Below are 13250 nucleotides of genomic sequence, written 5' to 3'. Positions count from 1 at the left end.
ATATAATAAACAGGCACAGAATGAGGGGACATGATTCAGTTATAGAGTTTAAATGTGAACTAGCTTGCCTGCGCATAAAGCTTCTGCATTGCAGAAGACAAACCTATGGACAGCAAGACCTTGCTTCCATTCAGGTTGGTGAGCACATTCTCACTTGTCTTCAGTATTATGAAAGGCCACAATCTGATCTTTTCCTGTATCAGCTTCAGATCCACACCTGTATCGAACAAATTGATGACAATCTGATTTGGGCCAGATCTCAATTGCTATACATCATTGATTTTGATAGTTCTCTCAATAGCCCAAATATATATCGGAATGATTGCAATGAGCAACTCATTCAATGCAACCGAAAAGCACTTCTGAACCTGTCTGAGACCATTGTTTGACATCATGTGTAGTATCTTCGGTTAGTAAGCAGTATACATGTGAATAATATAACAAATGAGTAAACATATGTAATAGTTGAAGCTAAATTCCTTTGTACCTTTACCTGACGCGGATTGGTGCTCACTAGCAAATCATTATGTGTATTGAAGAAAAATATAGGCTAAAAGAGGATATGGTACTAAGACAATTGGTTGATAGAAGTTTAGTATATTTTTGTTTATGTGAAAAGGTGCAGTGCAATTTTTAAACGATAGATATTCTATAATAAAAGAATAAAACAGAGCCTGTTACTCATACCTGGTGTATTAGTACGAAGGGTATCCTGTTTGTAGAAAATCTTTTTTAGTTGCACATGCTGACTAGGTTTCCGCAAAACACAGGCAGATTTTCTGTCTGTGTTTTTTTGTATTAACCAAACTCAAACCAGGTAAATCAAAAAGCCTGGTTAAACTAGCCAGGCTTTAAGCAGCTTTCATACTACATATGTGTATCTGGTCAACTGCGCACCAGACAACACGGCATTTTATATTGTGGACCAAATACAAAATACTAGTTCAATCAGGAATTATCTTTGTCGGCAGGTTTGTCTGGAATGCTTTTTTCGGCTGTATAGTAACATCTGTCAAATCCCCAACTCGTATCCAGCCAGGATCTACTTGAAGCAGCCATAAATTAATTTACCCACGACTTTGCCCTGAAGCATCATACCATACTAGCAACAAGCCTTATTGTTTTTCACAAAGCTGGCCTGTTTTACAAGATAAAGTTTTACACATTTTTAAAAAAAGTTATATAAATCACACATTTTGTTGACGTATACATGTCCCTGTAAACAACTATATACCTAATGAAGAGTAGCCTAAAGTTTCACTAAATGCCCATTCCATGTCTGTAAGCCAGAAAATACTTTATGGAGGTAAGGATAAAGTTGAAGAAAAGTCAATGTGATTAAAAGTATGAAACAGGGCAGGGAATAATCCAGTCAGAACGAATCTGGGATAATACTGTTATAGAGTATACAGATAAACCCTACCCATATGACAATCGAACGCTATATTTCCACACGCATGTCCTGGGCCTTGGTTGATCTGGGCAAACAAGACTTTCAAATAAACCGGCTTGCCTCACAATATGGTGTGACAAAGGAATATATTGCAAATCTTATTCATCTGACGCTTACTTCACGAAAAGGAGACGACACTCTCTCTGAGTAGATCGTTTATCATGGCTTTACCTTTTCACTAGAGAAGGACTCATTTTTTACCCTCACTAATTATGCAAAATCGCCTCACAACCAAGATGCTGAACTGGGTCCATACACAGATTATTTCCTTGATAAGACAACGAATAGCTGCTATCCAAATCCGGATAGATTTTCTGGAAAATCAACTCAGGACAGGAAGAAAAGACATACTTACCCCTTATCATGGAAAAAAGGCAGAGCAACGTTTGTTGAATATGGAAGAGAAAATCTGTTCTTTAGAAACTTTGTTAGCCCATGAATATTATCTTATAGAGGAATTCGGGGAATAATCCTTCGATTATGTAACAGTATATTGACTGATTGCTGAAACTAGTTGAACCTACCTTTTATAGTCACTTCTTTCTTTAGTCTGTTCAAGCCGCTGGGGCTCAAAATAGCTTGTCAACTTGTAGTAGAGGCAATTCTTTTCCATTGCTTTTAATTCTTCCCTCATACACTGCCTGTTTGCTCTTATTGCCTTTACCTAAAGGTTTACTTATTGTTGAAGTAGGTAGTTCCCAAAATAAAGAATCATCTGATAATGCTCACTTACCTACAGGTTGGTTTTCTGTCTGTAGGTAAGCTAAGGAGCCATCAGACCCTGAAAATAGTATTATCAATCATAACCTATAAATTTTAGCCAGGCATGGATGCAGTAATCAACCACATTGAGTTTGACAGCTTCATAAAAGACTTCAAACTAACTTTACAACAGCTTTTTCGGGGAAAAGAAAGAACTACTGTTTCCAACAGAGATCTATCAGCAGAATTGATGCATACTATACTGACCGAAAATCCCCTGGCGGTTGCCATTCCAGAGCAATTTGGAGGAAGAGGAGTCATTGCAAAAGAGTGTCTGTCACTTCTGGCTGCAGCTTCTTACGAATCATTGTCTCTTTCACTGATCTTCGGAATCAATATTGCCCTCTTTCTACAACCTGTCACGAAATATGCAAATGAGCAGGTCAAAGAGGAAATCTTTGACCGGTTTCTCCAACATCAAAATATGGGAGGACTTATGATTACCGAACCTGCTTATGGCAGTGATGCATTGAATATGAAGACCCGTTACACCGAGACAGAAGATGGATACCATATCAGGGGAACCAAGCACTGGCAGGGACTAACAGGCCTGGCCAACTATTGGCTGATTGCCTGCAAGAAAGAAAGCCAAACAGGTGAACTGGGCAGAGATATTGACTTTTTCATCTGTGATAACACCCAGCCCAGACAGCATATCCATGTAAAAGAGTATTATGATAATCTGGGCCTTTCTCTTATCCCCTATGGACTCAATACATTAGACCTGCAGGTTCCTTCAACCTATAAATTACAGCCTCAGTCTACAGGCATACAGATGATGCTGGATATTCTGCATCGCAGCCGGATGCAGTTTCCAGGTATGGCGATGGGATTTATAAAACGAATGCTGGATGAAACCACAAGCCATTGCACTACCCGCAAAGTAGGAGCAGGTAGCCTTCTCATAATGGATCAGATTCAGTTTCAGATCGGGCGGATTCAATCGGCGTATACGCTATGTTCTGCGATGTGTGTACGAAGCAGCCGCATCAGTGGGATAGATCAGGATCTGGCATCCGAAGGCCTGGAAGCGAACTGTATCAAAACAGTAGTTACGGATTTGATGCAGGAGTCTGCCCAGGTGCTGGTTCAACTTTCAGGGGCAAGGGGGTATCGTACCAGTCATATTGGTGGAAGTGGCATTATTGACAGCCGCGCCTTTCAGATTTTTGAAGGAGCTAATGAAATGTTGTATTCACAGATCGGAGAAAGTATTATACGAATGATGAAAAAGCAAAAACAAGAAAATTTGTTTGAATTTCTGAAAGACTTCCCTCCCACAGCCCTCGCCTGCCAGTACTTCAAAAAAGAGTTAAGTTTTCAGCTTCATTGTACCTTATCACAACGGAAACAGGTAGAGCTTGGTAAGATTTTGGCCAGGATTATCTGCATGGGATATGTAATTGACCTGGGTGAAGATGGATTCAGAAAAGAACTGGCAGAAAACTGCTTATGTATGGTACAACAGGAAGTATCAGCTTTGTTTTGCTCTTTCCGGTTTGAAAATAAAGTAAAAGCTGTTGAGGAATATTCAGATGAAAGTTCCTGGATGAATTTTGTGTAAAGAAAATGGACAAACACTATTCTGGCCTTCTCGCCAAGCCTCTGATAATCTGATATTTTTAACAGATTGTCAGAGCGTCAGGTACATTTTTTTTACAGTTCTCAACGTGTAGGCAGGTATCATTTTGAGAAGGATGATCTAGTCAAAGTGAATAAGGTATGGTGATAGAGAAAAAGACAGTTAAGCGAGATTCTTCGCCGAAACCAACTTCTGAGAAGGAGATTTCTTTGCCGGAAGCTTCAAAGGATTTCTGGTTGCGACTGGATAATGCGGCTAAGATTTATCCAGCTATTCAAAGCAGAGAACTAACGACTGTCTTTCGTCTATCGGCAGTGTTGAAAGACAGAGTGAAAATCAAGCCATTTCTGGAGGCTGTACAGCGCCTGGAAGAACGGTTTCCCTATTATAAGATGAAGCCTAAAAAAGGGTTTTTCTGGTATTATCTTCAATACTATAATGAGAAGATGGCTGTCAGACCGGATTTGGGGCTGCTCTGTCGTTCGTTTGAAAAGAATGAGCTTATTTTCCGTATTCTGCTCAAAGAAAATAAAGTCAGTGTTGAGTTTTCACACATTCTTACAGACGGAAAAGGAGCATTTGAGTTTTTAAACTCACTCTTGCTGACCTATTTTGAGGTATGTTGTCTGATTGATACAGATGCGCTGTCTTATCTGAAACCTGAGGAGACCCCATCTGCGGAAGAATTTGAAGATGCCTTTTCTACTCATTTCCAGGAACGTTTACCCTTCCCACTAAAGATTCCTACAGCTTTCCATTTACCGTTTCGTCTTAAGCCTCTGCCTCGATTTGAAGTACTCTCTTTTTCTATTCCTGCAAAGGAAATCATAGCTATTGTCCGAAAATATAATGTAACCCTTACTGTTTATCTGGTTGGAGTCTATCTGTCTGCACTTCAAACCATCTATAATCAACTTTCACCAGCTAAAAAACGCAGAAGCAGAAAGGTTTTTCGCATACAGGTACCGATTAATCTACGAAAGCTTTACCACTCAAAAACAATGAGAAACTTTTCTCTGTTTGTGACTCCGGAGATTGATTTGCGCCTGGGAAAATATACATTCGAAGAAATTCTCAAAACGGTTCATCATCTGATGCAACTGGAAACAGATGTGAAGCTGATCAATAAGATTATTTCGAGAAATGTAGGAGCTGAGCGAAATGTATTGCTGAAGAATACACCTCTTTTTATCAAGTCACTCATCTTGTATTTTACCTATAGCATTGAAGGAACCCGCAAATACAGCGGGGTGATAACGAATCTGGGAAAGGTTTCATTTAGTCCGCAGGCTGACCGCCTTATTGAGTATTTCCAGTTTATTCCTCCACCACCCAACAAAGTGCTGAAAGTAAATTGTGGCGTTATTGGATTCGAAGACAAACTAATACTCAGTTTTGGCAATATCACAACTTCTCACCAGTTGGAACAAGAGTTTGTTTCCATACTGATAGGAGAAGGTATCCCCGTAAAAGTCATTAGCTAGGATCTGTCAGAAAAAGTATGAGGGATCACGGAGTAAAGATGATGAGTTACGAAGGTATGTAAGACACAGAACAACCCGACCAATACCCTATGATTAGTTGCAAACAATGTGGCGTGGAACTGGAAACTCAGATGAAAAGCTGTCCGCTTTGTGGTACAGTGGTAGGAGAATCAGGGTATAAAGGACCCACAGCCACCGAATTAAACCTGACCAATGTATTGCAATTACCTGCAGAAGATAAATATGTGCTGAAACACCTCTTGTGGCAAATCGTTGCGATTCTTTTATTCTCAGGTATACTGGCTACTTTACTCATCGATCTGATGATCAATCACCATGTTACGTGGGCGGTGTATCCGCTATGCTTCTGTACTATTTTACTTTCCTATGCAGCATTACTTGCTTTCTGGCATAAAAAAACCATGTATCAGATTCTGGTAGGCTGGCTGGCATCCACATTGGTCCTGTGGTTGTTATATTATTTGTTTCCTTTTGCCGGATGGCTTTTGTATCTGGGGATACCCATCTTGTTTTCCGTTAACTTTATCTTGCTTGCTCTTATGAGCTTATTTCACCTTGCAGGCCAAAAAGGACTGAACCTGTTGGCATACACCTTTGTTGCGATAGCTCTTCTGGGTCTGTTGCTGGAAGGAATTATCTCTTATTATGTGAGCCGCCAGATCCGTTTAAGCTGGAGTGTGATTGTTGCCGCCTGTTTGTTTCCGGTTATTACGGCATTGTTCTTTATGTTTTACCGGATGAGGAATCAGCCCGTTTTTCAAAAAATCTTTCATACCTGACTGTTTGAGGTTGGCCATGATCATTTAACTTTCTCCATTCTATGGCCAGTATAAAAAGCAAAGCTTTTATTGTCTTTCTAAGACTTATCCGTAAGAAAAGTTTCTTAAAGATGCAGTTTGACTTTGGGAAATTCGATTTCTATCAGTGTCCCAAACCTCCTAAGAAAATATATGATACCTGTCTCGTAGAACAAACCTTTATACAGGGACGTCCTGTTTTTACATTGCATCCCAAACACAGTCGGTCAGTCAAACACATTTTATACCTTCACGGTGGAGCCTATGTACAGAACTTTGTAAGACAACACTGGACTTTTATGGCATTCCTGGTACAAAATCTTCAATGCAGCATTACCACTCCTGATTACCCGCTTGCTCCCGGTTTTACTTACAAGGATGCCTTTCAAATGGTGATTCCATTGTATAAAGAACTACTTGATCGTGTACCTGCTCACAATTTGATTCTTATGGGAGATTCTGCTGGTGGAGGATTTGCCCTGGCGCTCAGTCAGCAACTGCAACAGGAAAAAGTTACCCAACCCGGTCAACTTTTTCTCTTATCTCCCTGGCTGGATATCTCTCTGACCAACCCTGCCATACAGGCTATAGATCCGCTGGACCCGTTTCTAGGCATAGAAGGATTACAAAAAGCAGGTATTAGTTACGCAGGAGATACAGATGTGCATAATCCTATGGTTAGCCCTATCAATGGTTCTTTGGCAGGGCTGCCGTCTATGTATCTATTTATTGGATCACGGGATATATTGGCCGCGGATGCGCGCAAGCTGATGGTTCTGATGCAAAAAGAGAAATCAACTATCCATTACTACGAGTATGCGGAGATGGTGCATGTATGGATGCTTATGAACTTTCCTGAGTCACGCAAAGCAAGAGACCAGATTATATCCCTGATAAAACAGTAGAAGGAGACTGTCCGGAATCAATACTCTTTCTGTGGAAAATTCTCTCGTTTTTCGAACTGTGATATATGTAAACTTACTTGAGACATATATAACACATCGTAGAATAAATGGCAGTACATTTATAGTCTATCCATTACTAGTTGTGAAGAAATATAGTTATTTAGTTAGTCAAAAAGACGATAAACAATAGCCTGACTCATCAATGAACAGAGTAGAACCTGTTAAGTAAATAAGCGGAAAAAAAAATTAAAACATACTAAACCGAGAAAGAATGGTAGTGGAGAATACAGTCAATGGATTTAAATCTGAGCTGGCTTTCTTAAGCTCCAGACTTATTCAATGCCGGAATCAAACCTGGGGCCAGGGAATAAAGCCGATCTTTGTCTGTGAACAAATTCTTGTCTTTCTGCTCAATTCAGAGCTTCTCTCTTATCAGCTTCAGATCCACACCTGTATCGAACAAATCGATGATACTATAGTCTGGACCAGATCTCAACTGATTGGGATGCCTCAAAAACCTGACTTTATGCATCCGGATAAAATAAGCACTACCTATAAGCTACTTTATAAAAAATCGACTAATGAGTTGATCAATAATACACTAAAAGCAATGATGGAATTATACGATTCCATACCGGCAGACTCTCTGGATACACCTGCCAAAAGATAATTAATTCAGGATCTCATGTTGGCAAGAATAGTAACAGGACAAAAATGGATGAGTGGAAAAAATATACAGGAAAGTGCGGAAACCAGTTTTATGATCTGAAACTAAAAAGTGGTAGGGTTATCATTCATTGCTGGCCCTGGAAAGGAAACTTTAATCTTGTAGATGGGGTGAGCAATACCTGTATCGAAGGAGACTACGTAGATTTTATCCGTGTTTGTCACCAGCAATGGGACTGGGATCAATCTGCTATCATCTTTAACTAAACGTTATGTTTATACAAAGCAGTTTCAATACTTTTTCTGTTTCATCTTTCACTCTTTCCTACTATACAGTATGGAATTATCATTTTTCATGCACACGTTTAAAAACGTATTACCATCGAAACAGATATACCTTTAAGATACATCACTATTAAAAAATGGAAACGAATAATTTTAAGTATGACCTGCAGTTGCTGAAATCTCAACTGTTGTTGCATCAGGGAAGGCCAGAAGGAGATATTTACTCTTCTATGCAGATTTGTGAGCAGATACTAGAGTACCTACAGAATACAAAGCTTCTTCTATATAATTCTCAGATACTACTCTGTATTGAGCAGATAGATGATAATCTGAAGTGGCTGGAAGGAGAGTTGGTTCATACCTGCTATAAAGAACAATCTTCTCCAGGCAATTACTCAGTTACGAATACAGTTCCTTTTTCATATGGATCGATGTCAAACGGATCATTGAATGAAAACCTGCTTTATACCAGTGTGACATCTGTGGAAAGGTTGCTTGAGTCTATTCCCTAATATTTTCTTTCTTTATTCATACATCTGTCTATTTAACTTCATTCCTATGATTTACTTCAAAAATCTGAGCACAACACATTTAGCAGCGACAAACGGAGTCGAGTTAGCCAATACTATTACTGACTTCCTGAGCTCTCATACGCACTATATCCTGGTGGACATCAAATTCGTTTCGGATACCTCGGCTTTTATTATTTATCAGATAATCTGATAAACCAGCAGAAAAAGATACAATTTGATAGCTGTTTGCCAGGATGTCTTACTTCATTAAAAAAGAGAAGTTTTTACTATTTTTTAAGGCTATTGAAGTTCCTTTCATCACTACCCGTAATGGATCATCTACCACATGAACTGGTAAATGAGTTTTGGCAGCAATTCTCTGATCTAAGCCCCGCAGCATAGCTCCACCACCAGTCAGGTAAATACCTGACTGATAAATGTCAGAAGACAGTTCAGGGGGTATATTTTCCAACACCCTCATGATAGCCTCTTCGATCTTTGAAATTGATTTTTCGAGGCAATGAGCTATTTCCTGGTAGCCAACCTGTACCTGCTGTGGCATTCCTGTGAATGAATTACGGCCTTTTACACTAAAGTTGGGCGGAGGGGTCTTTAGATCATAGCCAACAGCTCCCACAGCAATTTTAATTTGTTCAGCCGTAAATCTTCCAATCAACAGGTTATGTTTCGTTCGCATGTGATCGACAATATCTTCATCAAAATTCTCCCCAGCAACCCGTAAAGATTCGTCACAGACAATTCCACCCAGTGAAATTACAGCAATCTCCGTAGTACCTCCTCCAATATCTATAATCATATGTCCTGTTGCCCCTTTTACATCCAGTCCGATTCCAATAGCCGCCGCCATAGGTTCATGAATCAGATATAATTCTTTGGCACCTGAATATTCTGCTGAATCCTGCACAGCCCTTTTCTCTACTTCTGTAATACCGGAAGGAATACAAATGGCCATACGAAAGCTGGGAGTTGCCCATCTGTTTTTCAGAGGAATCATCCGTAACATTCCTTTGATCATCTGCTCGGCAGCTTTAAAATCAGCTATAACGCCACCCCGAAGCGGACGTATTGTTCGAATTGATTCATGGGTCTTTCCCTCCATTAAATAAGCCTGATGTCCAAACGCAATCATTTGATTGGTGCGGCTATCTACTGCTATGATTGAAGGTTGCTCTACTACTATTTTCTCATTTTGCTCTATTAAAAAATTGGCAGTACCTAAGTCAATTGCTATCTCCTGTGTAAAAAAATTAAGAAACCCCATTGTATACAATTCAGTTGAAAAAAGAGAAAAATCAGATCCATTACATTGCTGTCCGCTTCAGTGTAAACGTTTTAAAAAAAGTATTAGTATGTAGCATACTGCGGATAAATATTTTACAATGAGATAGTTATAGTGTGTCAGACTTCTGTCTTATTTCTACTTTTTTATTCTTTCAGAGATACTATTACATAAGAACCTTTACGCAAGACAATACCTGTTATGTGAATGTACAGCCTCAGGGTATAAAGGCGATGAAGTTTTGATCAGTTAGATATTGCTACTAAAAGATTCTATGGAGGGGCAAACCATTTCCTGTTATATTACTCTCTTTACTTGTCCTTTTCGAATGATCTCTATTACTTCTATTCGTTCCTTATTGAGCCGGTTCATTACTCTGGCAAGCAGGAGCTCTTCTTTGCCTGTTTGAAAATGCAGGTCAGCATTGGTCAGTTGCGGAAACATTTCCTGTAGTTTTTTTAGCTGACAATTCCAGTCACCAACAATTTTAAAAGGTTCGACTAAGGTCCTGGAGTGTTTGTTTTGGTATGAATTGTTCATAAAGTTGAGTAAAAGGAATAAACCTCATAGTAAATCCTAAAATTTATCTTTATATTCAGGGAATAGTTTTTTTAGAAGATATACTATCTGGTAAAGGTGGGTTTTCTTCTTCGGGAAAGCATTACATAGTTCTGAAAATTTCTTATATCTTTCACTGATTAGTCTGGCGGATATACTACAAACAGATATAAAAACAGGATAAACTGTAAATACTGATGACAAATCAATAATTCAAGTCATCACTATGTGTAACGATCCGTCAGAAAGAAAGAGGTATTCAACTACTCATTATTACCCAACCATTCTGATCTCCACTCTTTCCGTACAGTTAGCGTCCTTCGTTTACAGATCCTGATTTATAGAATTATAAATAGACAATCTATGGGCTTTTCTTGTATCTGATTCAGGAAATAAGATACAAATAGCATACTGTGAGAAAGGAATATAAGACAAGAAGCAGGAGAGTATACATAACAAAGGCAGGAGTTACAGAGAAACATATGAGACTTTATATTAAATACATGGTCAGTTTGAGATGCAAACTGATTGTAAAGGAAGAACTCCGGAAATTAGGGCTTGACTATACTGCACTTGAGTTGGGTATGGTCGAAGTTAGGGAAGATCTTTCTGCTAAACAACACGATCAGCTAAAGACAAATTTATTTCAGTCAGGACTGGAGTTAATGGATGACAAAAAAAGTATTCTGATTGAGAAAATCAAAAATCTTATTACCGAAATGATTCACTATTCAGTGAAGTTGCCTACTATAAATTATTCGGATTATATCAGTGAAAAACTAGGATATGACTATACCTATCTTTCCAATATCTTCTCACAGGTAAAAGGAATAACCATTCAGCAGTTTATTATTCTGCATAAAATTGAAAAAGTGAAAGAGCTTCTACTCTATAATGAGCTTACTCTTACTGAGATTTCCTACCAGTTGCATTACAGCAGTGTAGCCCATTTATCAAATCAGTTTAAGAAAATAACAGGATTCTCTCCATCTTTCTACAAAAGGCTTAAGCAAAAACGAAAAAGTAATCTGGAAGATTTGTAGTTACTAACAGCATTGGTATGATACACATACTGCCTATCAGTGTCAGTGGTGTTAACCTACTTTTGCTATTGCATTTTACCACTATCTGCAAATATTTTTTGTATTTTGTATCCTTATTGTATTTTTTTAAGTTACATTTGACAATATTAAACCAAAGCATGTGACAAAGAAGCCTTAAAAAATCAAACATGACCTCAGATGAGTCATTGGCTGTCATAACTTTTACGATACAATATCAAAAGAATTACCCGCCAAGTATAACACCCGATAGTGAGCATATCTGACAGCCATTATCCGCCTCCTTTTAGAAAATAAAACCTCTGAACAGGATCAGTAAAAGCATGGAATGAATACCTGCTACTTTCCACTTTATCATTGAGTGCTCAAGGTAGAGAAATAGGTAAGAACAACAGGAATGAGCTTGATCAGATCGTAATCCGTTCGAGTATGATACATAAAGTCATGGCTAAAGTCTATACACTAAGCTATGCCTCTTCTCTTGCAAAGGACCATAAGAAGATAACCTGTCAGTTACAGATCCGATGACTAGTACGTAAGCAATAGCGTTTTAGTGACTTCTAATCTAACGTAGGTATCGAAAGCAACATGGCTCAGGGAAAAGCAAGCAGTGCACTCAGATCAGAACTGATTACATCACTAAAAGAAATTGAGGGGCTAATCGATAAAGATGAAAGTTATGATGCATGTATTTTATATTTAAAAACAATTATTGAACATGTAGTAGAAGCGATAGGTCAATCAGATGTCTCAAAAAATGATCCTGCAGGTGGATTGAAACAAGATACTCTGACTGTTCTGCATACTATATTGGAAAATATTGAAACCGAGAACCCCTCTTCAGCTAGCGCTTCTCTCTTCTTTATCTACCTGTCAGCTAAAGCCTATACCTCAATTGTCAATTTCGTTAGAGGTCTTTAATACCTTACATACTTTGTAAATCACACAACCATTTTGCCTATTGAATCAAAGGAAGTTTACCATTAAAAAGGAGGAACCGTCAAATGTCAAAAGAGGAAAGATTCAGCACACCCAGAGCAGAGCTTGTTGAGTTATTACCCGAAGTGAAAAGTCTGATTCATAGAGCCGATGATGTGTCTGTATGTGATGAATTGCGAATGATTATGATGCATGCAACCTTGTTGATTAAAGCCCTGAAACTGGACGAAAGAGGTGCTGCTCACATACTAAAAAATAAGGCATTGTATTTCTTTGATACTGTTGAAACAGGACTTTCTTCCTATGAAAACGAACCGAATAAAGATTCCGTATTTTTGGTCGAGATGATAGCCAGAGTATATGCCTCCATTGAAAGTTTTACTTTAAGTATCTAAAACCAAGTATATAACTATACCATCAACCATACTCTACCCGAGGAAAAGTAGCAATAGAAAACAAAAAGGTTGAAATTTGGAGCGACCAAGCCACCAAACCAACCTTTGAGGATGAAAACAATCATCAGTGAGCAAGTTATTAAAATTTTAGACAAAGTTCCGTTAGCGAAGAATTTAGCCCGTAAAAAATTTATTTCTTCGTTTGTCTTAGGCTTGATAGAAAGTCGAAAAGTACAGTTTCAGGAGGTGGCTCTTCATATGGAATCCAAGTCAAAAGTTGAATCTGCTCAACGGAGAATTCAGGCTTTTTTTAAAGAGTACACATTTGATTATCAGCAAGTATGTCTCTTATTGACCTTGTTTTTACCTAGAGGCAAGATTAGTTTATCCATAGATCGAACTGAATGGGACTTTGGCTCCTATCAGTGCAATATTCTGATGATAGTGGCTTATAATGGACTACGGAAGAATGTAGCTGTGGACAAGAATGTAGCTGTGGACAAGAATGTAGCTGTGGACAAGAATGTAGC

General features: G+C 38.5%; 15 protein-coding genes and 1 pseudogene. 14 read left to right on the top strand and 2 right to left on the bottom strand.

Translation table 11 applies throughout. The features are described from left to right. Nucleotides 1-20 precede the first annotated feature (20 nt). From QNI15_RS16875 to QNI15_RS16830, 10 genes are all read left to right on the top strand, one after another. Nucleotides 21-389, top strand: coding sequence for a hypothetical protein (locus QNI15_RS16875; RefSeq protein WP_314032686.1), 369 nt, complete (start codon nt 21-23; stop codon nt 387-389). 1038 nt (nt 390-1427) lie between these two features. Continuing rightward, on the top strand, nt 1428-1604 hold the full coding sequence (locus tag QNI15_RS16870; RefSeq protein ID WP_314032685.1) for a hypothetical protein: 177 nt from the start codon (nt 1428-1430) through the stop codon (nt 1602-1604). Nucleotides 1605-1665: 61 nt separating this feature from the next. Further along, the gene (locus QNI15_RS16865; RefSeq protein WP_314032684.1) at nt 1666-1923 is read left to right on the top strand and encodes a hypothetical protein; all 258 of its coding nucleotides are present in this window, start codon (nt 1666-1668) and stop codon (nt 1921-1923) included. Nucleotides 1924-2279: 356 nt separating this feature from the next. After that, a complete protein-coding gene (locus QNI15_RS16860; RefSeq protein WP_314032683.1) occupies nt 2280-3779 on the top strand; it encodes an acyl-CoA dehydrogenase family protein in 1500 nt (499 codons plus the stop codon). A 158-nt stretch (nt 3780-3937) separates the two neighbouring features. Next, nucleotides 3938-5281: a hypothetical protein gene (locus QNI15_RS16855; RefSeq protein ID WP_314032682.1), complete on the top strand. Its 1344-nt coding sequence runs from the start codon at nt 3938-3940 to the stop codon at nt 5279-5281. An 89-nt stretch (nt 5282-5370) separates the two neighbouring features. After that, complete coding sequence (locus tag QNI15_RS16850) at nt 5371-6081, top strand: hypothetical protein (protein ID WP_314032681.1); 711 nt, start codon at nt 5371-5373, stop codon at nt 6079-6081. Nucleotides 6082-6122: 41 nt separating this feature from the next. Next, nucleotides 6123-7004: an alpha/beta hydrolase gene (locus tag QNI15_RS16845; protein ID WP_314032680.1), complete on the top strand. Its 882-nt coding sequence runs from the start codon at nt 6123-6125 to the stop codon at nt 7002-7004. 271 nt (nt 7005-7275) lie between these two features. Continuing rightward, nucleotides 7276-7674, top strand: a complete 399-nt coding sequence (locus tag QNI15_RS16840; protein ID WP_313995683.1) for a hypothetical protein — start codon at nt 7276-7278, stop codon at nt 7672-7674. A gap of 44 nt (nt 7675-7718) precedes the next feature. Continuing rightward, nucleotides 7719-7937: a hypothetical protein gene (locus tag QNI15_RS16835; protein ID WP_313977837.1), complete on the top strand. Its 219-nt coding sequence runs from the start codon at nt 7719-7721 to the stop codon at nt 7935-7937. A 155-nt stretch (nt 7938-8092) separates the two neighbouring features. Then, complete coding sequence (locus QNI15_RS16830; protein ID WP_313977839.1) at nt 8093-8467, top strand: hypothetical protein; 375 nt, start codon at nt 8093-8095, stop codon at nt 8465-8467. 259 nt (nt 8468-8726) lie between these two features. Here the strand turns inward: QNI15_RS16830 and mreB are convergent, their stop codons facing one another. Together mreB and QNI15_RS16820 are read right to left on the bottom strand one after the other, a co-directional pair. After that, entirely contained in the window at nt 8727-9749 is a 1023-nt protein-coding gene (gene mreB / locus QNI15_RS16825) for a rod shape-determining protein (protein ID WP_314032679.1), read from the bottom strand. Between the two features lie 315 nt (nt 9750-10064). Continuing rightward, nucleotides 10065-10307, bottom strand: coding sequence for a hypothetical protein (locus QNI15_RS16820; protein WP_313995678.1), 243 nt, complete (start codon nt 10305-10307; stop codon nt 10065-10067). A 500-nt stretch (nt 10308-10807) separates the two neighbouring features. On the opposite strand from QNI15_RS16820, the gene QNI15_RS16815 reads away from it, so the two are divergent. The 4 genes and pseudogenes from QNI15_RS16815 to QNI15_RS16800 form a co-directional block, all read left to right on the top strand. Further along, the gene (locus QNI15_RS16815; RefSeq protein WP_313977847.1) at nt 10808-11368 is read left to right on the top strand and encodes a helix-turn-helix domain-containing protein; all 561 of its coding nucleotides are present in this window, start codon (nt 10808-10810) and stop codon (nt 11366-11368) included. Nucleotides 11369-11974: 606 nt separating this feature from the next. Further along, complete coding sequence (locus QNI15_RS16810) at nt 11975-12307, top strand: hypothetical protein (RefSeq protein WP_313977849.1); 333 nt, start codon at nt 11975-11977, stop codon at nt 12305-12307. Nucleotides 12308-12390: 83 nt separating this feature from the next. Next, nucleotides 12391-12720: a hypothetical protein gene (locus QNI15_RS16805; RefSeq protein ID WP_313977851.1), complete on the top strand. Its 330-nt coding sequence runs from the start codon at nt 12391-12393 to the stop codon at nt 12718-12720. A 111-nt stretch (nt 12721-12831) separates the two neighbouring features. Then, nucleotides 12832-13250 (top strand): annotated as a pseudogene (locus tag QNI15_RS16800) (hypothetical protein); the annotation flags it as partial.

It is taken from the genome of Xanthocytophaga flava (assembly GCF_030068545.1).
Classification (GTDB): domain Bacteria; phylum Bacteroidota; class Bacteroidia; order Cytophagales; family 172606-1; genus Xanthocytophaga; species Xanthocytophaga flava.
The sequence above is the reverse complement of the archived record's forward strand: the minus strand, read 5'-3'. Positions and strand labels throughout refer to the sequence as shown.

What these genes read in the sequence shown, in the direction of transcription:
- QNI15_RS16810 (WP_313977849.1), top strand. Translation starts at nt 11,975, where the DNA reads ATGGCTCAGGGAAAAGCAAGCAGTGCACTCAGATCAGAACTGATTACA.
- QNI15_RS16860 (WP_314032683.1), top strand. Translation starts at nt 2,280, where the DNA reads ATGGATGCAGTAATCAACCACATTGAGTTTGACAGCTTCATAAAAGAC.
- QNI15_RS16865 (WP_314032684.1), top strand. Translation starts at nt 1,666, where the DNA reads ATGCAAAATCGCCTCACAACCAAGATGCTGAACTGGGTCCATACACAG.
- QNI15_RS16820 (WP_313995678.1), bottom strand. Translation starts at nt 10,307, where the DNA reads ATGAACAATTCATACCAAAACAAACACTCCAGGACCTTAGTCGAACCT.
- QNI15_RS16870 (WP_314032685.1), top strand. Translation starts at nt 1,428, where the DNA reads ATGACAATCGAACGCTATATTTCCACACGCATGTCCTGGGCCTTGGTT.
- QNI15_RS16855 (WP_314032682.1), top strand. Translation starts at nt 3,938, where the DNA reads ATGGTGATAGAGAAAAAGACAGTTAAGCGAGATTCTTCGCCGAAACCA.
- QNI15_RS16840 (WP_313995683.1), top strand. Translation starts at nt 7,276, where the DNA reads ATGGTAGTGGAGAATACAGTCAATGGATTTAAATCTGAGCTGGCTTTC.
- QNI15_RS16850 (WP_314032681.1), top strand. Translation starts at nt 5,371, where the DNA reads ATGATTAGTTGCAAACAATGTGGCGTGGAACTGGAAACTCAGATGAAA.
- QNI15_RS16845 (WP_314032680.1), top strand. Translation starts at nt 6,123, where the DNA reads ATGGCCAGTATAAAAAGCAAAGCTTTTATTGTCTTTCTAAGACTTATC.
- mreB (WP_314032679.1), bottom strand. Translation starts at nt 9,749, where the DNA reads ATGGGGTTTCTTAATTTTTTTACACAGGAGATAGCAATTGACTTAGGT.
- QNI15_RS16875 (WP_314032686.1), top strand. Translation starts at nt 21, where the DNA reads ATGAGGGGACATGATTCAGTTATAGAGTTTAAATGTGAACTAGCTTGC.
- QNI15_RS16805 (WP_313977851.1), top strand. Translation starts at nt 12,391, where the DNA reads ATGTCAAAAGAGGAAAGATTCAGCACACCCAGAGCAGAGCTTGTTGAG.
- QNI15_RS16835 (WP_313977837.1), top strand. Translation starts at nt 7,719, where the DNA reads ATGGATGAGTGGAAAAAATATACAGGAAAGTGCGGAAACCAGTTTTAT.
- QNI15_RS16830 (WP_313977839.1), top strand. Translation starts at nt 8,093, where the DNA reads ATGGAAACGAATAATTTTAAGTATGACCTGCAGTTGCTGAAATCTCAA.
- QNI15_RS16815 (WP_313977847.1), top strand. Translation starts at nt 10,808, where the DNA reads ATGAGACTTTATATTAAATACATGGTCAGTTTGAGATGCAAACTGATT.